This is a genomic window from Streptomyces calidiresistens, assembly GCF_014141525.1.
Taxonomy (GTDB): Bacteria; Actinomycetota; Actinomycetes; order Streptomycetales; family Streptomycetaceae; genus Streptomyces; species Streptomyces calidiresistens.
Window position 1 is genome coordinate 1 of the sequence record NZ_VKHS01000014.1, and the last position, 24,072, is coordinate 24,072.

Sequence of the window (24,072 nt, forward strand, 5' to 3'; positions counted from 1 at the left end):
GTGCCTAAGAGACAGGAGGGAGGGACCTCGATCCCCTCCACGAGGTCGTCATCGCCCACCAGCAGGGCGCCGCACTGCACCAGAGCGGCCCCACCACCGTGGTGGACACGGGTCGCCCGCGAGAGATGCCACAACCAATCGGGCAGCGGTGCGTCCTCACCACGCAGGAAGGCGACGTACTCGGCCTCGGCTTGCCGCGTGACCTCGACGCAGGTCGCATCGAGGTCCGCGCGGTCACATCGGACGGTACGGATCAACGGATCGACGAGATTTTCGTCCTCGGTGACCTCCGCGGTCACGAGGGTGATCGAGGCGGGACGTACACCCCTTTGGGTGAGAAGACCTCCCAGGGCGGATGCGCACCGCCCGTCCGGAGCCACCACCACCACCGCCACGGAGGGAAGGCCGGTGCCCGTGGGCGTCGCCGTCGACGTGTCCTCCACTCCACTCCTCCGGCGCGGTTTCAGCCGAGGTCGACGGGGGTCAGGGCGAAGTCGATGTCGTTCGGCGGAGCCACCAGCAGGGGCAGCAGCTCCTCCCTGGTGCGGGCCCGGCGCCTGCGCGTTTCCAGCGAGTTCATGGTCTCGGTGTAGGAACGTCGGGCCGCGGACCCGAACCCCGTTTCCGGGGCTCCGGTCAGGGAATCGGGCCGTATCCGGTACCGGTAGAGAACCTTGCGCACGCTGCGCAGGCGGTACAGGCGCGCGGCCCGCAGGTGGAAATCGGTGTCCGCGCCCAGTCGGGCGGTACCGTCGAAACCCCCGAGCCTCTCCAGCACCGTGCGCCGTACCACGGAGGACGGGTGCAGCAACACGGTCGACCGCCCCAGGCGCATCCACAGGTTGCCGTTGCGCGGCATACGGCGGTGGCCCGTCGTGCGTCCGGCCTGGTCGATGTACTCGTAGGCGCAGCCCACCAGATCGGCCCCGTCCCTTTCCAGGAGGGCGAGTTGATGGCCGAGCCGGGCCGGCAGGCTGATGTCGTCGGCGTCCTGGAAGGCCACATAGGGGGTGTCCACCGATTCCAGCACCTTGTTCTTGATACGCAGATGACCGACGTTCTCGGAGGTGCGGAGCACGATCAGCCGTTCGTCCCCGGAGTACGGACGCAAAGCGGTGAGCCAGTCCCGGTCGGGGGTGGCGTCGTCCACCACCACCAGACGCAGATCCGGACGGTCCTGGGACAACACCGAGCCCACGGCCGCCCCCAGGTACTCGGGGCAGGCGTAGTGGGGCAGGATGACGGTGACCGTGGGGGTGGTGCGTCCTGCTGTCCCCATCGGATCTCCTTTCGGGCGGCCGGTTCGGACGACCTCGTGTCGGTGTTCAGCGGTCGGGGGATCCTCCCCCGACGGGCTCCCGGGTGCCGGGGCTGCGGAACCCCCCCTCGTCACCCCACGCCACATGGCGCAGCGGACGGCCCACCGCGCCCCGCGCCATCAGCGTGACCGTCACCCGGCAGAACCAGGCGAAATGCAGGGACTTGACCATCCACCGCCGGGCCCCGTGGACCGGGCCGCGGCTGTTGTCCCAGGACGCGAGCGGCCACAGGCCGTGGAAGAGGATCTGCCGCAGGTAGATCCTGGATGTGGGCCAGGGATAGTCCGCGACACAGGTGACGTGGCTGTGGAGGGAGCGCCGCAGCCGTTGGAACGTGTCGTGGGTACGACCGACCCGGTAGAAACTGATCCGTGCCCCGGGCAGTACCTCCAGGTCGTGCAGGGGATCGGCCGCCCCGGGTGCGATCAGTTCGAAGACCACGTATCCGTCATCGGTCAGGCGTCTGGCCGGGATGCCGGTGCCGAGGACATCCGGGGCGACGATCAGGCAGGCCGCCGCCGGACAGGCTCTCGGTGGAGCCGTGACCTCGGCGACCCGCTCCATGGTTCGCGAGGCCGGCGTACCGGCGGGGAGCGCCACGGAATGGGCTCCGACCGTTCCCCGGTACCCGCGCTCCCGGAACCGGGAGACCAATCGGACGAGGCAGCCGGGACCGAACCGGATGTCGTCGTCGGTCCATATCCATCCCACGTGACCCGCGTTCGCGGAGAGCCCCAGGACGGTGCTCACCGTGCGGAGTTTCCCCGGGCCCGGAAGCGCCATGCCGATCGTGACGAAGTCCCGCTCCGCCGGTGCCAGTGCGACCAGCCGCCGCAGTCTGCGCAGTGCCTCCTCGTTCTCCCCCGGGCCGTACTGCATACCCACCCAGAGGGTTATCGGCAGGTCGGGGTGGCCTTCCCGAACCTCTCCCAGGGCGTCCAACAGGTGGTGGAGCACCTGTTGGTGCGTTTGAGCGTCACACCTCCCCACATAGGTGGGGAGAAGCACCCCGAGACCACCCGCGGGAGTGGACACCACCGGTCCGTCGAGGTGCGGTGCGGGGTCCCCGGGGGCCCCGGGCCCGGGCATTCGGCCGTGAACGTCCCCGGTCGACTCCCCTCCCGTCACCAGGATGAACGGGGTCGTGGGGTGAGGTGGTGGGGCGAACCCCCGGGCGGCGGCCCGCTGCCACCACAGACGGTGATCCGTTTTCCCCTCGGGCACCCACGCCTCCTTCAGCGATACGAATGAATTTCCTTCGCCGTGGCGGAACCACCCCCTCCGTTATTCCGGTGCCGGGGCACGGAGGGGGATCGGGAAGGGGGTGGCACACCGATGGTTGGTATATCGGCCGGTTCGGTACGCTAGCCGGCACCGCGACCGTCCCACAAGGCAGATGCCCGCTGCGGGTGGTACATGGCCGAAACAAGGGGTGTCCTCTGCGCGGGTTTCACACCATCACCTCCAGGTATCCCGATCGGGAAGCGGACGTGGAGCCCGAACACCGTGGGTGTCCCGGGCTCCCGCGGCTCGGTGTGCGGGATGTGGCAGGCTGGGCCACGCCCGGGGCGACCGGGCACGGATCCGGTGCATTCATGGATTCCGACGGATGGAACCACGAGGCCACCAATTCGTATTCTCAGTGGAAAGGTGAGAGCAATGGATGATTCCGTCGGCTCCCCACAAGGAGTTGTCGACGGTGCCGGTTCCGTCGATCGCAGGGTTGTCCTGGAAGCGCGTGGAATCGTGAAGCGTTACAAACGCCGGCGCGTGTTGAACGGTGTCGACCTCGTCGTACGCGAGGGGGAGGTGGCCGCGATTGTGGGCAGCAACGGTGCCGGTAAGTCGACCATGCTCAAGATCTGTGCGGGTCTCCTGTCCCCGGACAAGGGAAGGGTTATGGTGGCGGGCAGTCTCGGGTACTGTCCGCAGAATGCCGGGGTGATGGGCTTCCTCACCCCGGAAGAGCATTTTTCCCTCTTCGGTACCGGTCGAGGGCTGAATTTCGAGGAGGCCGATCGCAGGGGTCGGAAACTCGCCGGTGAGCTCGATTGGGAGATCTCCGGAAAAGTTCTCGTGAAGGATCTTTCCGGTGGCGTCCGTCAAAAATTGAACGTGGTTCTCTCGGCGCTGGGTGACCCTGATCTTCTGTTGCTCGACGAGCCCTACCAGGGATTCGACCACGGCTCCTACGTGGATTTCTGGCGGAGCGTGTGGTCGTGGCGGGAGGCAGGGAAGGCCGTGGTGGTCGTGACCCATATGCTCAACCAGCTCGATCAGGTGGACCGGGTGCTCGATCTCACCCCGGAGAAGGGGAGGCGGCACCAATGACGGCCGTTGTGCGAATGGCGGGGATGACCCTGCGCGAGTTGTTGAGGCGTCGTGCCGTACTGGGCCTTCTCCTCGTGGTTCCCCTGGTCTTCTACCTCGGACGGTACGAGGAAACGGGGCAGGCGATAAGGTTCGCCACCCTCGGGGTGGGATTCGCGGTCAGTGCCGCGGCTCTTTTCTCCTCGGTCGGGGGGCGGGAGATCGAACCGTTGTTGGCTCTTTCCGGTTTTCGGCCGCTCCAACTGTTCCTGGGACGCCTGCTGGCCCTGCTCGCGGCCGGTACGGGGGTCGCCGTCGTCTACGCGGTGATCATCCTGGTGGGCCAGGACGTGCGAAGCCCGCGGGCCGTGGTGGCGGCACTGCTGATCACGGCGCTGGTGGCGGCGCCACTCGGCTTGTTGCTGGGGGCGGTGGTGCCGCGTGACATGGAGGGAGCCCTGCTGCTGATCTCCGTCATCGGAGCGCAGATGGTGGTGGATCCGGCCAAGGATTCCGCCAAAGTTCTTCCTTTCTGGTCCACCCGGGAAATCCTCACCTACGCGGTGGACGGGCCCGGTGACGGATCTTTCGCCGCCGGTACGACCCACGCCGTCGGGGTGACGGTTCTGCTGATGTCGGCAACCGGTTCCGTCATGGCGTTTCGCCTGCGACGCAGGCGACATCTTCGATTCGTGTGAATGTTTCGCGCGTACTTCCCGATGCCGCTTGCGTCCCTCCCGGCGTCGACGCGTCCGGCCGGGTCCCCGGACCCGGCGACGGAGAATCTCCGATTCCCTCTCCCCTTGTCTGGTCCCCGGATGGCAACGGGTGTAGCATCGGTGCCTGCTCCGTTACGTGACGGCCCCTCCGGCGATTCGTGATAACCGTCGGTGAGTTGTTCGTGATGGACGACCCGGACCGGAAGGAATTCGAAGCGAATTCCTTCCGGTATTTCGGGAATCGGCCACGGTTTCCGGTTGCATCTCCTCTTTCCGGCGGGACGGCCACCGCCAGGGTGGTGGAAAACCCCCGCGGCGGGAAACCGCGGTCGCGTGATTTCGCTGTCTCCCGATCCCGGAACGGTCGACTCCGGCACGAGATCGACTCCGGTCCGCGAGACGAAGTTGCCCCGTACATCCCTCCGAGCGGGTGACGCGCCCCGGATGTCGTCGCCCGGCACGACCGGAAGACAAGGGGAAGACGCCATGAATTCCTTATCCCGGCCGAGTGGCCACGAGGAGAACCCGAAGGCGCCGACGCTTTGGCGGGCGGGACGGGTACTGGACCGACTCCGGGAGCACCCACCGGGGCCCGTCCACATCATCGACCCGTTCAAGGTTCCGCTGGGAGAAGCGGTTGAGAAAACAAGAGAACTGACCCGTCTGGGCGTGGCGGCCATTATTCTGGCCAGTACCGACTACGATTCCTTCGAATCCCACATGACTCCTTATGTCGAGGCGGTGAAAAAGGTTGCCGCATCGCCGGTGCTGCTTCACTTCCCGCCGCGCAGGGGAAAAGGTTTTCCGATGGTCGGTGGAGCGGACGCGGTGCTGTTGCCCGCACTGCTGGGGTCGGAGAACGACTATTTCGTGTGGAAGAGTCTCCTGGAGACGATGGAATCCTTTCCGGGTGGGACCTCGGGGGAGGAGTGGCCGGAAATGCTGCTCACCGTTGCCCTCACCTTCGGAGAGGACCACCGGACCGGGGATCTGCTCGGAACCGTTCCGGTCGGCACCGTTTCCACCGAGGAGATCGACCGATACATCGGGATCGCCCGGTCCTTCGGTTTCCACCTGGTGTACCTGTATTCGCGCAACGATCGGGTGCCCCCCGAGGTGGTGCGGTACTTCCGTGAACGACTCGACGCCGGACAGATACTCTTCGTCAGCGGCAACGTGCGGTCCGGCCGGCAGGTCGCCGAATACCTCGCTCACGGGGCCGACTACGTGGGATTCGCCGGCGCCCTGGAGCGGCCGGACTGGCGAACGACCCTGGCCGAGATCTGCGCCGGGCACTCGACCGTTCCGGCTCCCTCGGGAGCCACCCGGTGACGGCCGCGGCGTCCCCGCCGTTGTCACCCGGGTACACGGAGTCCATGCTCGCCGCCGAAAGCGCCAACCGCGACCACGTCACCCGTCTGGTCGCCGGGTGCGAGGGGTCCGCGGAACTCGTGGCCCACACCGCCGCTCTCCGGTTGTACCTCCGGGTGCCGCATTTCCTCACCGAGTGGACGGTCGATCCGCGTCGACGTGCCGCGATTTCCCGTGCCCTGGCCCTGGACATCGTCTCCATGAAGCTCCTCGACGACCTGATGGACGACGACACGGGGCTCGACCGCGTCGAACTCGCCTGCGTGGGAATGCGCCTGCACCTGCGGGCGCTGCACGAACTCCAGTCCCTCGCCCGGGATCCCGGAGCGGTGACGGACATCCTGGAACGGGACGCCGTTCACCTCGGTGCGGGACAGATCCGCACCAAACGGTCGCGGGCGAGGAACCTGGAGGAGTGGCGCGACCATGCGAGCACCTACGGTGCCGCCTTCCTCGGGCGTTACGGGGACCTGGCGGTGGCCTGTGGGGATGTCGGGGATCCCGCGGGAGCGGTGCGCCGTTTCGCGGAGGCTTTCGCCATGATCATCACCATGGCCGACGACCTGACCGACTACGAGCGTCACGGCGAGCGGGAGGGCAACCTCGCCCATTTGATGCGAACGGGGGAGGTTCCGGAGCGGGAGGTGCGGGACATGTTGGAGGAACTGCGCGGTGCTGCCCTGGCCGCGGTGGGGGCGCGCCCGGCCGCACCGGCGCTGGTCCCCGTGATCCACCTCTACACCGACGACGTGTCGAACCGCCTGCTCCCACGACACTCGCGGAGGTGACCGACCGGTGGCCGGGGCCCCGTGTCCCGGTCACCCGTCTCTTCGCTCCGCCGTTTTGCCTCCATAGGCCATCAGGCCATCGAACACGAACACGTCGATGTCCGTGTGCGCGAAATCGTCCAGCACATCCCGGGTCGTCTGGGCGATCGGCTTGCCCGGTCCGTTGAGAGAGGTGTTGATGAGCGCCGGCACACCGCTGGCCTTCTCGAATTCCAGGAGCAGGTCGTGCAGCCGGGCCCGGCCGGGACCCAGCGTCTGGATACGACAGGTGCCGTTGACGTGCCGGGCCTCGGGAATTCTGTCCTCCGGGACGGGGTATTCGAAGAGCATGTGGGGAGACGGTGCTTCGTCCGGATACCACCGGGCGAAGCGATCCTCGCGCATCACCGCACCCAGGGGGCGGAACCATTCGCGCCGTTTGAGATCCTCGCTCAGCCGTTTGCGCATTCCGGGGGCGGCGGGATTCCCCAGCAACGACCGGTGGCCCAGGGCCCGCGGCCCCAGTTCCGCGCGGCCTTCGAACATGGAGACCACACCCCCCTCCGCCAGCACCGCGGCGACGGCGGCTCCGTCGTAGGGGAGGGGGCGCAGCCCTGTGCTCTCCATCGTCTCCCGGATCGTCCGGAGGGACTCGGGTCCGCCGTTGCCGTAGACCTCGAACGGTTCGGCTCCCGTGCCCACCACGTGGGTCAGTGCGTAGATCCCGGCACCGGCGAGATGTCCCGCGTCCCCGCAGGCCGGGGGAATGGCGATCTCCCTGCCGTACGCCTTTCTCAACGCGGAGTTCGCCACGATGTTGAGGGCACATCCTCCACCGAGGGCCACCGCCCCGGTGTCCGACACGTGCCGATCGAGTACGTCCCGAACGGCATCGGTGAACATCTCCTGGAAGGTGGCCACCAGATGCGACGCGGTCTCGAAGTCGGAGCCGAAGCCGGGTTGGGCGACAAGGTCGGCGTACACGCGGTCGGCCAGCTCCCGATCGTTCATCACATCCCGGGGCACCGCCAGCAATCGCTCGCGTATGCGGGCGTCGGGTTGACCGTAACCGCCCATGGCCATCACCTTTCCGGCGACACCGGGACTGCGGTCGAAGCCGAGGAGATGACCGATCGCCGTCCACCCGAAGCCGTTGCCGTACCAGGGCAGGGGATCCTTCTCCACCCACTCCAGGACACCCCCGCTCACACGGAACAGCGAACTGCGGGTGAGCTGGCCCCGTCCTTCGTTGACCAGGACGACGGTGCCCTCCTCCCACCCCGCGTAGTGCGCGGCGAGGGCGGCGTGGGAAACCTCGTGGGTGACCACCACACACTCCACTCGGCGGCCCAACATCTCGCAGACGGTCCGATGGTGCGGGGCACCGGCATTGATGTGCCGCATGGTTCGCTCCGGATCGGGGATCCGGAGCAGCCCGTCACGAATCGGAGTACTCACGGCCACCAGTTCGATCCCGTCGGCGTCCACACCCTCCTGGGCGAGCACGTGCCGCAGGGCGATCCCGGAACGGTGATCGTGCTTGACCCGGGTGAGCCGCTCGGTCTCGATCGCGAAGACCAGGCGCCCCTCCTCGAAGTAGGCCACCCCCGTGTCGTGGCCGGCGGAGTGGAGCGAGAGCACCTTCATCGAATCTCCCGGGATGTCGAGGAAAACGGAGCGGGGCCGCGGACCTCGGAATACGGCGCCCACTCGATGCGGCGCAGCGGTCTGCCGGTGAGACCCCGCAGGTACAGTTCGCCTCCGATGCCCGCGAACCAGGCGAAGTAGAGCCATTTGATGAGCGCCTTCTTCGCTCCGTGGCGGCGACCGCGGGAGGAGTCGAAACCGGTCAGCGGCCACATGCCGCCGAACAGCACGTGGCGGAAGTAGTGGCGGGCGACCGGTAGGGGCCAGTCGGCCAGGTCGACGAGGTGGTTGAGGAGCAGTCGGCGGATTCTGCGGCGGGTTTCGCCCGTCGGCCCCGCGACGTAGTAGTGGCATCGGGCATCCGGGACCAGTCGCAAGTGGGCCAGGGGATCGGGGAGACGGGGATCCAGCAGCCGGAAACAGATGTAACCGTCGTCGGAGATGTATCGACCGGGCATTCCACCGGCCACCACATCGGTGGCCACGAGAACGCAGCAACCATGCGGATAGTTCATGGCGGGTGCGGCGATGGCCTTGGCGCGCGACAGCAATTTCGATGCGGCGAACTCGTGGACGTGGGGGATCTTCGTGGCCCCCACCGCGCCCCGTCGGCCGCCCGCGAGGAAGTCCCGAACCAGGCGCGAGAGGCAGTTCTCCTCGGGAACCACGTCGTCGTCCACCCATCCCACGCCGGAACAGCCCAGCACTTCGGCCACCGCTATGGCACCGTTCAGGGTTCGTGGCTTGCCGGGGCCGGGCAGCGACAATCCACAGACCCGAAGGTCGGGAAGGCGTTCCCGCGCATCCCGGACGAAGAGGCGCAGTCGACGTATCCCCTCCTCCTCTTCGTGGGCCGACGACCACTGCATTCCGATGAACAGCACCACGGGGGTTCGGGGATGGTCCCGCAGGACCTCGGCCACCCGGGACAGCAGGGAACGAAACACCTCCCGCTGGCGTTCCGCCGGGAGTCGCGAAACACAGGTCGGCAGAACCAGGGCGATGTCCGGCGGGGCGCCCCCGCGCAGCGCGTTCGCCGCTTCCTCCGGTCGTCGGGTTCCGTCGACCGGCGAATCCGGCAGAATGTGTCGGATGGGGACCTCCCAGGATTCCGGGGGTCGGAATCCGCGCGCCATGGTGGTCCGCACGTGATGGGTCACCCGTGCCTCGCCCGTGCGTCGTCTCCGGGGGGGCAGCGGGATGTTGAGTTCCACCGGCGATCCCGGTGCCCGGGGGGGTCGGGAAGCGGCCGGGGGCGTGGGTTCAGAAGTCACGGTCGGTGTTGGAGGTCGATCGGTGCAAACTGCGCAGGCCGTCCAGGGTGTTGCGCCATTGACCGGTCCCCGCCATATGGGACAGCAGTGGCTTGATCATGGAACGACGCATGAAGAAGGAGCGATACGCCTTTTGGGCACGTTCCTGGGCATCGGGCACCAGATAGCCGATTCGGCTGTCGAACTCACCCCGCACGAAACGGTCCCAGTAATCGGCCGGTATCCGGCCGGCCGCCACGGCTTCCGTGTGCAGTGGGGTGCCGGGAAGAGGGGTTGCGGTGTAGAAACTGGCGTAGTCGAGCGGCAGGCGGCAGGCCAGATCGACGGTGCGGCGGAACTGCTCCCGACTCTCGTCGAGCCACCCGACGATGAAATACCCGAATCCCTTGATGCCGGCCTCGTGGGCGGAGGTGACGGCCCGTTCGATCTTGCCGATGTCACTCTCCTTGCGCATTCGGTCGAGAATTTCGGAATCGCCGTGCTCTATCCCGAAGCGCAAACGCACGCAACCCGCTCCGGCCATCGCCTTCAGCAGGGGTTCCGGGACGAGGTCGACCCGGGTGGGTGCCTCCCAGCGGACCTTGAGGTCAATTTTTCCGATGAGTTCGCAGATTTCCCTCACCCGACCTCGGTGGAGAGTGAAGACATCGTCGTAGAACATGATCTCCTTCACCCCCCATCGTTCCTTGAGTTCCACCATCTCCCCGACGACGTCCTCCGGGGTCCGATACATGGATTTCTTGTCCACGGCCTGTTTGAAGCAGAAACTGCACTTGAAGGGGCAGCCCCGGCTGGAGATCATGGTGGCGAACGGCCGGGGTGCCATGATCGAGTAATAACGGTCCATGGGAAGTCCCGACCGCTCCGGCCAACCGACATCCTCCAGGTTGACCATGGGCGCGGCGCCGCCGTGGTGCTTCCGGGTGACAAGTCCTCGAATGCCTTCCGGCTCCTCGCCCCGTTCCAGCGCTTCGGCCAGTTCCGGCATGATCGTGATGCCCTCACCGACACCTATGTAGTCGATGGAATCGTGCACGAGGTTCTCGTGCGAGTAGACCTCGGTGTGCGGTCCGCCCAGGATGACCCTGGCCCCCGTGCTCTTGGCCGCACTGCACGCCTCGATGGCGCCAGGGAGGCCGGGGGTCGTGGTACTCACCCCGACCAGATCGGGTCCGAAATCGGTGAGCAGGGAGCGCAGCCCCTCGCTGTCCAAGCCCAGAGCGGGGGTGTCGATCTGGACGACGTCGTGGAATCCGGCGGATTTGAGGGCGGTGTGGATGTACCCCAGTCCCAGGTGCGGCAGCACACCCGCCCGCTTCTGGACCCGTGCGATCTGTCGTGTGTTCAGGCACAGATCGTGATGCCGGACCAACGCGATCCGCAGTTTGCGCTTGCGCCACCGGGGCAGCGCCGGGCGTTCCGGGGAGGGGGTCGCGGTACCGCAACCCCCCGATATCTTTCCCGCCGGCGTTCCCGTACCGATGACGGGTAATGCCTTTCGCATACGATCCGCTCCTTCGGACCCCGGGGCCGGGGTGTGGTGGGGTGGTCGGGCAGGTGATGGCTCGCCTACGGTGTCCTCCCGGGCCCGCGACCGGAGCCGGGGGTGAGGAGTTCCTCGAGCAGCAGCAGGTGAAGCGCCAGTGGTTGCAGCCGACTGACCCGTTGCGCCGCTCCGGGCCCCCTGCCGGCGGCCAGCAGACGCTGCGGGAGACGGTTCGGACTGTGCCGCCAGTTCTTTCTCCGCAGGGTGTGTCCGAGAAGCCGGAGAAGGTACGCCAGCCGGTGGGCCACCAGCACCGGACCGCGCAGTTGGGGCGTGGAGGAGGCGAAACCGATCCCGGCGTAGCGGGGGAAGGCCTTGTGCAGCGCCCGGTCGTGGAGCGTGCCGTCGACGAGGATGCGATGCGGCACCGCGGCGAGATGGTCGAACAGGTCGTGGTCGAGGTAGGGGGTGTGGGTCAGGAGCCTCGGGTCCCCGAGGGTGAACGGGGTCGGCGCGACGGCCCGTCGGGTCCGGTTCCAGAAGAAGAAAGAGGTGAGGGGCGAGGCGCTGTGGGCGTGCCGGGCCAATTCGGTGACAAGACGCCTCCGGGCCCGGTCCCTGCTCCACAGGGCACCCAGCCGGGGCCCGAGCAGGCGGTCCACATGGGGGCCGGTCCGCCCGGCGGACAGCAGTCGCTCGGCCAGGCCGGGGAGATCGGCCCGGTCGTAGGGATTCTCCCGGATGAACCCGACATTCGGGTGTTGGGCCTGCTCCCCGCCCACCCCGTCGTACGACACACGGCTGTGGCGCCCCAGGTGATCCAGAACCGGGAGGGCCCACGCTCCTTCCAGCGTTCCCAGGCCCTGCGCCGGCAGGGCGACGAGGTCCGCCCGGAACTGGGAACGGGGGCGCGGGATCACCGTGTGCGCCAGCCCGAGCCGATCGGCGAGTACCCCCGCCACCTGCGCGTCGGCCCCCGGGTCGGGAGGAAATTTTGAACCGCTGACACACCGTCGGGGCGGGATCCCCCGACGGCACAGTTCCAGCAGGATGTGTCGGGAATCCCGTCCTCCGCTGAGCGGGAACTCGTACGGTTCGTCCGGGAGCCGCCGGGCCACCGACTCCCGGAAGAATTCGATGAGGCCGTCCACCGCCCGGGTCCCGGTCATGGCGGTCGGCTCGACCGCCGCCGGTCCGCGGGACCGCAGCCGCATCCCCCGGGCGTCCATCACCAGGGTCGCGGCCGGGGGCAGGGCACGGATCCCCCCGAAACAGGTGTCCTCTCCGAGAAAGAAACCCAGCCGTACGAAAACCGCCATCGCGTCATGGTCCGGTTCGGCCGAGCGATCGAGCGGCAACAGCGCCAGCGGGTCGGGGGAGACGGCCAGCGAGTTGTTCCCGGACCTGTAGTACACGGGACAGATGCCGTAGCGGTCGTTGCGAACCACCAGGCGCTCGCCGTCCCAGGACCAGCCGGCGAAGACACCGTCGGCCGGGGGACCGGAGTCCAGGTGATCACCGGACAGGGGGTGACCCAGACGCACCTCCCCGTCGCCCTCCATCCGCACCCCGTCCCGCCCCCCGAGGAGATGGATCCGGGGTGCCCCACCGGACGAACGACGCACGTTCATCGGTCGACCAGCAGCGGACGCACGGCTGCTCCGATCCTCTCGGCCACCGCTTCCTGGTCCAGCACGGAATCCGCGAACGCCATGGTGGATTTCTTGTGTGCCTCGATCACCGACGGCCGGGAGAGCCACTCGTCGGCGGTGCGCAGGAGGTCCTCGGGATCGGCGCACGCACGCCCCAATCCCTCCTCGTGGATCAATCCCGGTACCCACCGTTCCATGGGCAGCCCCGAGTCGAGCATCAGAACCGGAATGCCGAAGTGGGCCGCTTCGAGCGTGGTGTTGGGGCCCGCCTTCGAGATGAGCAGTCCGTACCGGGACCGGGAGGCGTGTCGGATGTAATCGAAGTACTGGCTCTGGGTGAGGACGCTGTGGAACCGCCAGTGGTCACACCCCACCGCCTCGGCCGCGGTACGGCGGGCGAGGTCGGGATCCCCGTAGCCCACGAACACCAGATCGATTCCGGGGTGTCGACCGGCGAGGTGTCGAATCAGGCGGGGATATGTCTCCCCACCTCGGTTGGAGAAGACGATCACCCGTGGTCGGTCGGGCCCCCCGGTGTCCTTCCAGGAGTCCGTCCCGGAGGCGGCCGACTCATCGGTCATGAAGTCCCGCAAATCGTGTTGGGCGACCAGGGGACCCACCACCGCGATCCGATCGGGATCCCCACCGACGGTCGCCAACAGCCGTTCCCGCGCCCGGGGGAAACCGACGAGCGTCAGGTCCGGGTACCGGCTGCGGTGCAGGGGCAGCTCCAGCAGCCCGGGGTTGGTCACATGGCTGATCACACGGGTACGGAGGCCCGCCATCCCCACGGCCGCCACGCACAACCTGGCCACGAATCCCTTGGTGCCGACGACCACGTCCGGCGCGGCGGTCCGCAGATGCCGGGCGAGAGGGTCGATGTCGGCCCGCTGGGCGGGGGTGGGGTTGTTCTCGAACCCCTCCGGAAAGCGTTCCCGGAGACGGTCCATCAGCGCCATGTACCGCCGGTTGCGCACTGTGGCATCGGGGCTGTCGAGCGAGATGGAGCGTATCTCCCCACCCACCTCCCCGACCCAGGGCAGGATCGGTTCCACCTCCATGAGGGTCACCTCGGCGTCCACCACGCTCCGCAGCACGCGGGAGAAACGGGTGGCGGCCAGGTAGTTGCCGAATTCCCCCCAGGTCCTGGGGGAAAGAACACGAATGCCGGGGCGATCAGTGGTCACTGTGGGTCTCCCGGGTCAGGGCCGGTCGGGCGGGGACATTGATGGCGCGACGTCCGGTCGTGAGATTCCCGAGCCAGAGTTGGTGCACCAGCAGCGCCCACAACTTGCCGGAGGTATCCCGACGACCGGTGAGGTGGTCCTCGATCAGCAGCCCTACCGCGCCGGCGTCGAAGAGGCCGCCCGCCCGCAGGGCGGTCGGCGAAAGAGTGTCGCCCAGCAACTGGCGCAGTTCACCGCGGAGCAGGTCCGCCAACGGGACCCGGAACCCCAGCTTCGTTCTCCGGACGATGGAACGGGGCAACCATTCGGCGGCGACCTCGCGCAGCAGGTATTTTCCGGTGAGGCCACGCAGTTTCAGGGCGACGGGCAGGGAATTTCCGTATTCGACCAGATCCAGGTCGAGGAAGGGGGACCGCAGTTCGAGAGCGCTGCGCATGCCGCCCCGGTCCGTCTTGGTCAGGATCACGTCCCGCAGGAAGTGGGCCACCACGCCGATCTGACCGCGCTGGACACCGGTCAGGTCGGGTTGGCCCCCCAGCAGTCGGGCCACCTCGGCGAAGGGATCGCGGCCGATGCTTTCGGCACGGGCCTCGGGAGTCAGTACTCGTGCCAGCTCACCCGGGCCGAACGGTGCCGTCGAGAGATGGAAGCGATGTTCCGGGGCCGCTTTCATCCCCCGTGCCAGGAGACCGAGAGCCGCCGTCACGGGCAGATTGCCGGAACGGGTCGGGAGTCGACGGATCAGCAGCCGGAGGAGTCCCTCCAACCGGTGGGGGGGCAGGACACGGGTGAGGAGCTCGATCGCCCGTTCGGCCTGGAAGTAGCGATAACCCAACAGAAGCTCGTCCGCGCCGTCCCCGGTGAGCACGCCCCGCACATGTTCGCGGGCGGCCCGACACACCAGGCGGGTGGGAAGCAGCGACGGGTCGGCCAGGGGCTCGTCGAGTGCGGCGAATTCGGACTCCACCACACCCGCGAGATCACCTCCGGTAATCCTCACCACATGGTGTTCGGTGCCCAGATGACGCGCCACCTTTCGTGCGTGCGCGCTCTCGTCGAAGTCCGGATGCTCGAAAGCCGCGCCGAAGGTGGGCAACGTGCGATCGGGATGGAGCTCCCGGGCCACCGCGGCCACCGCGCTGGAGTCCAATCCCCCGCTGAGCAGTACCCCGAGTCGCCGGTCGGTGCTGGTCACCCGACGGGCGACGGCGGTGCGGAAGAGGTCCTCGAACCGCTCGGCGGCCTCCCGGTGGCGCGGTCCTCCCCGTGTACCCCCGGCCGGAGCCAGACGGGGCCGCCAGAATTCACTTTCGGTCAACTTCCCCCGGCGATGGGTCACGTAGGTGCCGGGGCGTACCTTGCGCACCCCCGAAACCGCCGAGGCGGGTGCGCAGAAAGCCCGGAGTACCAGATAATCGGCGAGTGCGCCGATATCCGGAGCGGTGGGTGCCGAGGGGTGCCGCAGCAAGGCGGTGAGCTCGGAGGCGAAGGCTATGCCGTCCGGCACCCGGGTGTAGTAGAGGGGCTTCTTCCCCATGGGGTCACGGACCAGCACGGTGGTGTCGTCGCGGGCGTCGTGCAGGACGAAGGAGTACATCCCGCGCAGTCGGTCCAACATGCGCATTCCCCGTAACTCGTACAATTCCACGAGTACCTCGGTATCGCTTCCGCCACGGGGGCGGACCCCCGCCGCCCGGAGTTCGTCGCGCAGTTCGGCGTGGTTGTAGATCTCCCCGTTGAAGACGAGAGCGGTGGATCCCGAGGCGGAGACGAACGGCTGCGCACCGCCCCCGGGGTCGACGAAGGTCAGGGCACAGTGCGCCATGGTGATGCCCCCGTGGCGGCACCACCCCGCACCGTCCGGGCCCCGGTGCGCCAGGGCTGTCAGCATGTGCTCGGCTGTGGCCCGGGACCGCTGCAGCTCTCCGTCGATGTCGCTGAATCCCACGTAACCGCACATGCGGTCACCCCCGGGGTGAGGAAGTCGCCCCACCGAGCGGAACGGTGCCCACTCCGGCCCGACCCGATGTCCTGGCCCAATCGATCTGGGTGGTGAGCCCTTCGCGCAGCCCGGTCAGGGCGGTGAAGCCCAGCCGGCTCCGGGCGCGACTCACATCGGCGCTGGTGGAGGGGGCATCACCCTCGCGCGCGGCACCGTACTCGACGGCGGGGTGCAGCCCTGTCAGCTCCGCGGTCATGGAAACGACTTCATTGACCGACGCGGTGTTTCCCGTGCCGATGTTCAGGACGGTTCCGCCCTTCTCGCGTGCCGCCCCCGCCAGCGTCAGGGCTCGTACCACGTCCGATACGTGGGTGAAATCGCGGACCTGGCTCCCGTCACCGTAGATCTCCAGCGGCTCGCTCCGGAGGGTGGACCGGATCAGTCGGGAGATGAACATGTCCGGCCGTTGGCCGGGGCCGTAGACGGTGAAGAACCTCAGCGCCCCCACCGAGAGCGCCGTGTCCCCGCGGGCCGCGAAGGCGAGGGCCAATCGCTCGGCGGCGAGTTTGGTGACTCCGTAGGGGGAGAGGGGGCGGGGGAGGTCGTCCTCGCTCATCACCCCCGTGGTACCGCCGTACACGCTGGAGGAGGAGGCCACCACCACGCGCGGTACACCGGCCCGTACGCAGGCATCCAACAGTCGCTGAGTGGCCAGCACGTTGCACTGCAGGTACTCGGAGAATCGGACCCAGGAAGGACGGACCCCGGGTAGGGCGGCGAGATGGTAGACCACCGAGACCCCCTTCAGATACTCCACCAGGGGAAGCGAATTGAGATCGCCGCGTATCTCCCGAAGCGGTCCCCGTAACGAAGGGAAATCATCTGCCCCCGGTAAGGGCCTTCTGTCCAGTGCGATGACCCTCTCACCGGAACTTCTCAACTCTTTTACGAGGTGGGAGCCGATGAAGCCCGCCGCCCCGGTGACCAGGGAAATTCTCTCCGGCCGGTCGGCTTCGCGTGTATCACTCGACACAAATCCCCCTTGATTCGTTTGAATCTGTCGGTCAAGGCGGTGCGTGGCACTCCGTTCCCGTTCCCGGTTCGGGGTGGCCGAAATCGCGGAACCGCCCGATCGCGTGGTAACGACGCCGGGTCGGAAGGCGGGGACCAGGTGTTTCGATTCGGGAAAACATGTCCGGGCGTGGAGACGTGGAGAGCCTAACAGCGTGATGAACCACGTTCAACGGGGAGCGTCGGACTGCTGTCCGAAACATGACCCGTCCGCGGAGGAAACCCGGTGTGCCGGTCCCGTTGGGACACCGGAATCGCCTTCGACGCGGGACGAATGGCGAAATGATCACCGGCTCGCGAAACCCCGGCAAGATCGAATTCCATCACGCCGGTCGGTGTCGGGAACAAGAGGCCGCCACCCGTATGACCACCGGTTTTCCGAGGCGTGAGACGGAAGCGGAGGGCTTCGGCGGCCGGGGCGAGGAGGAGGCCGTTCCCCGGGACCTCCCGGGACTTTATGCTGACACCTTCGCCGTCCGGGGAGCAGGGGAGGACATGTGACCGGCGGTCCATTGCGAGAACTTTCCATGATCTTCCGCTACCTGCGCGACGAGCGAGCCGTCCTGATCCTCCTCGCCCTGCTGATTCCGCTGGGTACAGGGCTCCAGTTGGTGGCTCCCTACCTGTTGCGTGGATTCATCGACGGCGCGCTCTCGGGTGACTCCCGTACGACGCTGCTGGGCGTGGCGGTCTGGTCCGTGACGGCTGCCGTGGGCCTGCTGGTGGTCACCGTCGGGACCGAGACCCTGTCCTCGCGTGTCGCCTGGCGCAGCACCAACCGCTTGCGCGCCGATCTCGTCGAACACTGTCTGAGTCGCCCTCCGGACTTCTACCGGCGGCATCCGCCGGGGGAACTCGTGGAGCGGGTGGACGGGGATGTCACCCGACTCACCGCCGTGATGTCCGCCCTGTTCCTGGAGATGGTCGCCCAGGTGCTGTTGCTCGGGGGGGTTCTCCTCGCGCTTTTCGTCCTGGAGTGGCGGCTGGCCCTGGTCTTCGCCCCCTTCGTGCTCGGTACCCTGCTGGTGTTGCGGACCCTGGTCGGACGGGCCATGCCCTTCGTGACCGCACGGCAGCGGGCCGCCGCGGACCTTCAGGGATTCCTCGAGGAACGGCTCGCCGCGGCGGAGGATCTCCGGGCGAACGGGGCCACGATCTCCACCCTGAGGGACCTCGACCGCCGGCAAGCCGATCTGTACCGGCGGGCCCGTGCCGCCGCCAGGGTGTCCGTACGGTGGCCGGCGACGGTGCAGGGGTTGTCGGCCATCAGCACGATCCTGGCTCTGGCGGTCAGCGCATGGCTGCACTCCCTGGGAGAGCTCTCCATCGGCACGGCTTTCGCGGCACTGTTCTACGCGATGTTGCTCCGTCGTCCACTTCTCGCCATCACCACACGATTCCGCGAACTGGAGGACGCGGCGGCGAGTGCTCACCGCCTTCGGGACCTGCTGGGGCCGAAGGCCGCCCCGCGACCGGAAGCACGGGTGCGAGCCGCTCGGCCGCCGGTGGAGCGACCGGACGTCCGCTTCGATGGCGTGTCCTTCCACCACGACCCGGATGAACCGGTGTTGCGGAACGTTTCCTTCGCGCTGGCCTCCGGGGAAAGACTCGGAATCATGGGACGCACCGGAAGCGGAAAATCAACCGTCCTGGGCCTCCTCTTCGGCTTGCACCCTCCTGTCTCGGGGGTGATCCGGGTGGGCGGGGTGGAGGTGACCGCCGGGGACCTTCGGGAATTGCGCGAACGGGTCGCCCTGGTCACCCAGGACGTACACGTCTTTCACGCCTCCGTGCGCGACAACCTCACCTTCTTCGATTCCTCGGTATCCGATGACCGGCTGCGCGCCGCCCTTGGCGAGGCAGGGCTCGCGTCCTGGCTGCAAACCCTGCCCGACGGTTTGGACACGGCACTCGGCACGGGGGCGCGTGGTATGTCGGCGGGTGAGGAACAGCAGCTTTCCCTGGCTCGGGTGTTCCTGCGGGATCCCGGCCTGGTCCTGATGGATGAGCCGACCGCCCGGCTCGATCCGCACAGCGAACACCTGATCATGCCCGCCCTGGAGCGGCTGCTCGAAAGTCGCACCGCCGTTGTCGTGGAGCACCGCCCGCACCTGCTGCGGAAAGTGGATCGGGTCCTGGTGCTGGAGGAGGGAGAGGTGGTCGAGCAGGGGGAACGAATCACTCTTTCCCTCGATCCGAATTCCCGCTTCCACCACCTCCTGAAGACGGTCGAAACCGCTCGATGAGCCCTCGGGGAGAGAGTTTTTGATGGGTGGGGAAAAGCTCGGAAGATCGGTTTTCGGGAGACTCGTGGCGGTATTGCGCGGCTCGACCCGGGCCTACTGGGCCCTCACCGGTCTGTGGATGTTGCTCAGAGTGGGAACGTTGTCGGTGGGATTGTTGTTCCAGTGGTTCTTCGATGAACTGGGAGCGGAGGGAGGAGTGTGGGCGATCATCGCCCTGGTGGCCGCGGTGGAGGCCGCCCGATTATTTCTGCAATTCGGCGTGATGATCAACAGATTGGAACCCCGGGTTCAGTACGGCACCACGACCCGCCTGCGGTCAGCCCTCCTGGGAACGGCCCTGAGCGAACCGGGGGCGACGAGCCGAACGGTTCCCGGGGAATCCCTGCGGACCGTCGGTGAGGATGTGGAGGAGACGGGCTTCTTCGTCGCCTGGGCACCGACGAATCTGGCCCACTGGCTGTTCGTCGCCGTGGCGATCACCGTGATGATGCGGATCGATGTCACGGTCACCGCGGCGCTGTTGTCCCTTCTCTTTCTCCTCGCCCTGGTCACAGCGGTGGCCCACAGTCGATTCCTGCGTCACCGACGCGAGACCCGAGCCGCCTCCGGGAGGGTGGCGGGGGCCCTACGGGAGATGTTCGGAGCCGTGGGCGCGGTGCGGGCGGCCACTGCGGAGACACGAGTATCCGCGCACGTGGCCCGACTGAACGCCGCCAGGGCCCGGGCAGCGGTCCGGGAGGAACTGTACGCCGTCGTTCAACGCACCGTGATCGGTAACGCCGCCCCCATCGGGATCGGCCTGTTGCTGCTCTTGATCGCCGGACGCATGGGGGAGGGGACCTTCGGGGTCGGCGACCTCGCCCTGTTCGCCTTTTACCTCCTGGTCCTGACCGAAGCCCTCGGCTCGATGGGAATGTTGTCGGTGCGTCTGCAACGGGTCTCGGTCGCCCTCGGCCGGATCGCGGGCTTTCTCGGCGGGCGCCTCCGTCCGCCTCCGTCCCACCCCGTTCCGGCGCCCCGCGGCAGGGGCGGGTCCGAGCCGGACCGGAAAGCCACCGCTTCACCCCGAAGACTCTCCGTTCACGGCCTGACCTACCACCACCCGGGGACGCACCGTGGCGTGGAGGACGTCGACCTGCTCATGGAATCCGGCACGGTCACCGTGATCACCGGTCGGGTGGGCTCCGGTAAGACCACTCTCCTTCGGGCGGTGCTCGGCCTGCTGCCACCCGAGAGGGGAGAGGTGTTGTGGAACGGGCGACCGATTTCGGACCCGGCCTCCTCCCCGACGGCGCCCCGCCTCGGTTACACCCCGCAGGTGCCGCGTCTGTTCAGCGGAACACTGCGGGAGAACATCCTGCTGGGTCGGGACGACGCGACCTTCGACGAGGCCGTGCGCCTCGCGGTGCTGGAACCCGATCTGGCCGCCATGCCGGATGGGCCGGACACCGTGGTGGGACCGCGCGGTCTGCGGCTCTCCGGAGGGCAGATCCAGCGGGTGGCCATCGCCCGCATGCTCGCCGGGCGTCCGGAACTCCTGGTGATGGACGACGTGTCCAGCGCGTTGGACACGTCGACCGAGCGGTCGTTGTGGGACGGCCTCCTCAACGGGACAGCGACCGTCCTCGCGGTCTCCCACCGGCCCGCGCTGTTGAGGGCGGCCGATCGTGTCGTGGTGCTCGACGCCGGCCGGGTGGAGGCGCTGGGCACCTACGAGGAGGTCATGGCCGTCTCGGCCGAAATGGCCCGCCTCCATGCCGCGACCGACCCGCCGAGCGGGGCCCGGATGGTCGAGGAATCCGGATGACCGTCCCACTCCTTCCGGGCCCCACCGGCGGGGCCCGGAAGCCGACAGGCACCCCCGGCGCTGGGATGTCCTCCATCCCGGGAGGATGAGCCCTTTCCGAGTCGACCGAGGGGAGGCTCGGAGGGGCCGGGGTCTCTCCCGAGCAGCGTCGCGGACCATCCCCGCGGGCGCGGGGCCGACCCTCCCCTGCTGCTCGCCTCCCGCCGCCGTTCGTCGGTCCCGCACCCGCGGGGACACCTCCTGCGGCCGCGGTCGTCCCGACCGAACGCGGCTACCCGACGCGCGCCGCCGGTGTGCTGCGCAGCGCGGTCGCGCGGTGGGCCCGGCGCATCATCGCGCGGACCACGAACGGATGAAAACGCCGTACGACGGCGAAATACAGCCGTCCCCGGCGGTTGTGCAGCTCGGTGACCGTGGTCAGCGTCATCCCGCCCTCCGCGACCAGCAACGAGATCCGGAAGTTCAGGTGCTCGGCGTCGGTACCGGCCAGGAGCTCGTGCTCATTGCGTGCGAGGACCGGGAACCCGTCCCGCGGGCTGTGGCGATCGATGCCGAGGAGGCCGACGAACACCTGTCGCAGTGCCATCAACCCGCGCACCACGGGCGGCGGACGCAGGAACTCCCGGCGCCAGTACTCCGGGTCACGCGGCATGAACGGGTGCAGCTCCACCCGCCAGGCGTCGATGAAATCCACGCGGCCCGGGGCGCCCCGGAGCAGTTCGGCCGCTGCGGGCGGGTCGACGGCCCGGGGCCGGGGCCAGAGCATCCGGTGCAGCAGTCGCACCCACGGTGACCGGCGCGCCGGCCGGGTGACCACGTCACCGGCGGCGCGCTGGGCGTTGTCCAGCAGCTCTTCGAGCACGGCGTCGTGCATCCAGCGCACGGCCAGGGGCCAGGTGATCAACTCCCATCCCGGCGTCGCGGCGTCCAGGACGTGACGCAGCAGGCACCGGTCCGCACCCTGCGGGATCACGGTCAGCTCGTGGTAGCCGCCGCCCAGTTGCTCGAACCGGAACCGGACGCGGCGGCCGGGCTCGTACTCCTCGACCGCGTAGCGGATCGGTCCGTGGCCCCCGGTGGCACCCACTGCGAGCGGGCGGTCCAGACGCATTGCCGGCCAGGCGGGGGCGGGCCACAGGGGGTCGTCCTCGCCGGCCAGTCGATCGAGCAGCGCGCCGACGGTGGCCGCCGGGGCCGCGATCGAGCGCTCATGAACATTGTGAACGGTGCGGATCTTTCGGATGGGGCGCATCGCAGCCTCCGTACGGTACCGTATGGTTCCTCGACCATACGGTACCGTACGGAGCATGGCTCGACTCAAGGCGGACGACTGGGCCGAGGCGGCACTCACCGCGATTCGCGAGGGCGGTGGACTGGCGGCCGTCGCGGTGGAGCCCCTGGCGGCGCGGCTGGGCGCCACCAAGGGCAGCTTCTACTGGCACTTCACCAACCGCGAGGCGCTGATCGAAGCGGCGCTCGCCCGCTGGGAGGAGCAGGAGACCGAGGCGGTGATCCTCCTCGTCAACGAGGAGAGCGACCCACGCGCGCGGGTCCGCAGGATCATGGAACTGACCTTCAGGGCCGCGGTCGATCGGCCGGACCCCATCGAACAGGTGCTGCTCGCCGACGCCGCCCATCCGCTGGTCGCCGCGGCCCTCCACCGGGTGGCCGAGCGCCGACTGGCGTATCTGGTGGAACTGTTCACCGACCTGGGGCACTCGGAGGAAGAAGCGCGCCACCGCGCCCTGCTCGCCTACACGACCTATCTGGGCCACGCCCAACTGGCCCACTCCGCCCCCCGGGTCCTGCCCGGGGGCCCCGCGGCCGAGCGTTACCTGGAGACCGTTCTGGCCGGCCTCCTGAGGTGATGGCCGGAGGGCCACGGTCCCGGCGGGGGAGACGTGAGGAGGGACCGAGGGCCGGGTCGGGGCAGCGGTGTACGGGGTGGGAGCCATCGGAAAACACCCCGGGCGTGTCCGGAGCGGGGCAGAATGAGGGCCCTCGAAGACGTGATGGGGGGCGGATGTGACGACGTATCCGACCGAGACGGATCCGCGATGGGATGAGCACTCCGGCGGGGAGGGGCACACCGTTGCTCCGGAGTGGGGGCCCGAGGATCTGGAGCGCGCCGCGGTGTTCCTGGCCGAACTCGCGCCGCAGGCCCGGCAGGTGTTCGAGTACCTGCTGCGCACCCCCGGTCGGATGGTCCACTGCACGGAACTGGTGGACGAGGTCCTGGGCGGGCCGAACGGAAGCGACCCGGCACCGCGTGTGGCGGGTGTGCTGTCCGGGATGAACAAGGCATGCGGCAGGAGTGGGCGGCGATATCCGTTCCACTGGTGGCAGGCCCCCCGGGGGAGCACGGGGGCGACGTACGCGGTCCGCCCCTCGGTGGCGGCGGTGTTCCTGGCCGCTCGGCTGAGCCGGTGAGTCTTTCCCATCCACGTGGGACCCGGGACTGCGTCGCCATCTACACGATCTTCACCCGGGCGCAGACGGTCCCGTGACCCGGTGCCCGGCCACGGGACCGACGTCCCGGGGAGGCCGCCGCACTCCGCCCCGACCCGCCGCGTCGCAGGTCGGAAGGGGTGCGGTGGCCTCCCCGCATCAGATGTCGCGGAAGGAGCCTGCCGGTGCGGTGACCTGCCACGATGAGAGGATTCCGGTCACCGACCCGTGCGAATGGTCTTCCGGTTGTTTCGTGCTCGTGCCGGTTGATGGAGTCGGAGGTCCCGGGAAAATCCTGGGGGATCCGCACCGCTGACGGACGACCCTTCGGTTCCCCTCGACGTAGGCCGGCAGGGTGGGGTCGGTGCCCTGCGCCGGGGCCGGCCTCACGAGTTGGTGCGTGACAGCGGCTGAGGCATCGTGCCGGGTAGGTGGCAGGAGCCGGGTGTGGCGATCACGGCCAATCGGGCGGTTCTCACACATCGGCTGTTCACGGCCCCCTTCCGGCCCCCTTCCGACGCCATCCGGGCTGTCTGCCGGAGGAATTGGCCCGGCCGTGGCAAGCCGGCCATCGCCGTCTGTCCCGGCGCGACGAGTGACGTTCCCGCAACCACCCGGCCTTCCCCGGCTCGGCCGCCACCCTCGTCCACTACACACGCCTGCGCCGACTCACCACCCGGAACCCGCTCCCGGAACCGGGCGCAGTGGACGCGGAACCCGTCGTCGGAGGGGCTGCGCATGGTCCCTCCCCGGCGCGAGCCCCTCGCCGGGAAGCGTACGTCCGGGTACCGACAGTGCGAGGAAGGTGTTCCGGGGTGGGCAGGGC

Annotated in this window: 18 protein-coding genes and 1 pseudogene; 8 read left to right on the forward strand and 11 right to left on the reverse strand. The window is 68.3% G+C overall.

The window, feature by feature from the left end; genetic code table 11:
• From FOE67_RS01530 to FOE67_RS01540, 3 genes and pseudogenes are all read right to left on the reverse strand, one after another.
• A pseudogene (locus FOE67_RS01530) lies at window positions 1-299 on the reverse strand (hypothetical protein); the annotation flags it as partial.
• A gap of 164 nt (window positions 300-463) precedes the next feature.
• A complete protein-coding gene (locus FOE67_RS01535) occupies window positions 464-1,279 on the reverse strand; it encodes a glycosyltransferase family 2 protein (protein WP_182659915.1) in 816 nt (271 codons plus the stop codon).
• A gap of 46 nt (window positions 1,280-1,325) precedes the next feature.
• Window positions 1,326-2,276, reverse strand: coding sequence for a glycosyltransferase family 2 protein (locus tag FOE67_RS01540; RefSeq protein ID WP_323384011.1), 951 nt, complete (start codon window positions 2,274-2,276; stop codon window positions 1,326-1,328).
• A gap of 702 nt (window positions 2,277-2,978) precedes the next feature.
• On the opposite strand from FOE67_RS01540, the gene FOE67_RS01545 reads away from it, so the two are divergent.
• From FOE67_RS01545 to FOE67_RS01560, 4 genes are all read left to right on the forward strand, one after another.
• Entirely contained in the window at window positions 2,979-3,650 is a 672-nt protein-coding gene (locus FOE67_RS01545) for an ATP-binding cassette domain-containing protein (protein ID WP_182659917.1), read from the forward strand.
• On the forward strand, window positions 3,647-4,327 hold the full coding sequence (locus tag FOE67_RS01550) for a hypothetical protein (protein WP_182659918.1): 681 nt from the start codon (window positions 3,647-3,649) through the stop codon (window positions 4,325-4,327). The genes FOE67_RS01545 and FOE67_RS01550 overlap by 4 nt, the downstream gene beginning before the upstream one ends.
• 507 nt (window positions 4,328-4,834) lie before the next feature.
• Entirely contained in the window at window positions 4,835-5,680 is an 846-nt protein-coding gene (locus tag FOE67_RS01555) for a geranylgeranylglyceryl/heptaprenylglyceryl phosphate synthase (protein WP_182659919.1), read from the forward strand.
• Window positions 5,677-6,507 carry a Moenomycin biosynthesis protein MoeN5 gene (locus FOE67_RS01560; RefSeq protein WP_323384014.1) on the forward strand — a complete coding sequence of 277 codons (831 nt, stop codon included), beginning with the start codon at window positions 5,677-5,679 and terminating at the stop codon, window positions 6,505-6,507. The genes FOE67_RS01555 and FOE67_RS01560 overlap by 4 nt, the downstream gene beginning before the upstream one ends.
• A 30-nt stretch (window positions 6,508-6,537) precedes the next feature.
• Here FOE67_RS01560 and FOE67_RS01565 read toward each other — a convergent pair whose 3' ends face one another.
• The 7 genes from FOE67_RS01565 to FOE67_RS01595 all read right to left on the reverse strand — a co-directional run bounded on the left by FOE67_RS01565 (window position 6,538) and on the right by FOE67_RS01595 (window position 16,707).
• The gene (locus FOE67_RS01565; RefSeq protein ID WP_182659920.1) at window positions 6,538-8,133 is read right to left on the reverse strand and encodes a carbamoyltransferase C-terminal domain-containing protein; all 1,596 of its coding nucleotides are present in this window, start codon (window positions 8,131-8,133) and stop codon (window positions 6,538-6,540) included.
• The gene (locus tag FOE67_RS01570) at window positions 8,130-9,347 is read right to left on the reverse strand and encodes a glycosyltransferase family protein (protein ID WP_323384016.1); all 1,218 of its coding nucleotides are present in this window, start codon (window positions 9,345-9,347) and stop codon (window positions 8,130-8,132) included. The genes FOE67_RS01565 and FOE67_RS01570 overlap by 4 nt, the downstream gene beginning before the upstream one ends.
• Window positions 9,348-9,396: 49 nt before the next feature.
• Window positions 9,397-10,911, reverse strand: a complete 1,515-nt coding sequence (locus FOE67_RS01575; protein ID WP_182659921.1) for a B12-binding domain-containing radical SAM protein — start codon at window positions 10,909-10,911, stop codon at window positions 9,397-9,399.
• Between the two features lie 65 nt (window positions 10,912-10,976).
• Window positions 10,977-12,524 carry an asparagine synthetase B family protein gene (locus FOE67_RS01580; protein ID WP_182659922.1) on the reverse strand — a complete coding sequence of 516 codons (1,548 nt, stop codon included), beginning with the start codon at window positions 12,522-12,524 and terminating at the stop codon, window positions 10,977-10,979.
• The gene (locus tag FOE67_RS01585) at window positions 12,521-13,732 is read right to left on the reverse strand and encodes a glycosyltransferase family protein (RefSeq protein ID WP_182659923.1); all 1,212 of its coding nucleotides are present in this window, start codon (window positions 13,730-13,732) and stop codon (window positions 12,521-12,523) included. Before FOE67_RS01585 ends, FOE67_RS01580 begins: the two co-directional genes overlap by 4 nt.
• Window positions 13,722-15,692, reverse strand: coding sequence for an asparagine synthase (glutamine-hydrolyzing) (gene asnB / locus FOE67_RS01590; RefSeq protein WP_182659924.1), 1,971 nt, complete (start codon window positions 15,690-15,692; stop codon window positions 13,722-13,724). The genes FOE67_RS01585 and asnB overlap by 11 nt, the downstream gene beginning before the upstream one ends.
• Window positions 15,693-15,696: 4 nt before the next feature.
• The gene (locus FOE67_RS01595; RefSeq protein WP_323384018.1) at window positions 15,697-16,707 is read right to left on the reverse strand and encodes an NAD-dependent epimerase/dehydratase family protein; all 1,011 of its coding nucleotides are present in this window, start codon (window positions 16,705-16,707) and stop codon (window positions 15,697-15,699) included.
• Between the two features lie 565 nt (window positions 16,708-17,272).
• On the opposite strand from FOE67_RS01595, the gene FOE67_RS01600 reads away from it, so the two are divergent.
• Window positions 17,273-18,991, forward strand: coding sequence for an ABC transporter ATP-binding protein (locus tag FOE67_RS01600; RefSeq protein ID WP_194443854.1), 1,719 nt, complete (start codon window positions 17,273-17,275; stop codon window positions 18,989-18,991).
• 64 nt (window positions 18,992-19,055) lie between these two features.
• Window positions 19,056-20,798 (forward strand): ATP-binding cassette domain-containing protein, encoded by a 1,743-nt coding sequence (locus FOE67_RS01605; RefSeq protein ID WP_323384020.1) that lies wholly within the window; start codon window positions 19,056-19,058, stop codon window positions 20,796-20,798.
• A gap of 271 nt (window positions 20,799-21,069) precedes the next feature.
• Here the strand turns inward: FOE67_RS01605 and FOE67_RS01610 are convergent, their stop codons facing one another.
• Window positions 21,070-22,050: a DUF2867 domain-containing protein gene (locus tag FOE67_RS01610; RefSeq protein WP_194443855.1), complete on the reverse strand. Its 981-nt coding sequence runs from the start codon at window positions 22,048-22,050 to the stop codon at window positions 21,070-21,072.
• 55 nt (window positions 22,051-22,105) lie between these two features.
• Between FOE67_RS01610 and FOE67_RS01615 the strand changes: the two genes are divergently transcribed.
• On the forward strand, window positions 22,106-22,666 hold the full coding sequence (locus tag FOE67_RS01615; protein ID WP_228473454.1) for a TetR/AcrR family transcriptional regulator: 561 nt from the start codon (window positions 22,106-22,108) through the stop codon (window positions 22,664-22,666).
• A 157-nt stretch (window positions 22,667-22,823) separates the two neighbouring features.
• Window positions 22,824-23,228, forward strand: coding sequence for a DUF6416 domain-containing protein (locus tag FOE67_RS01620; RefSeq protein ID WP_323384022.1), 405 nt, complete (start codon window positions 22,824-22,826; stop codon window positions 23,226-23,228).
• Window positions 23,229-24,072: the final 844 nt, after the last annotated feature.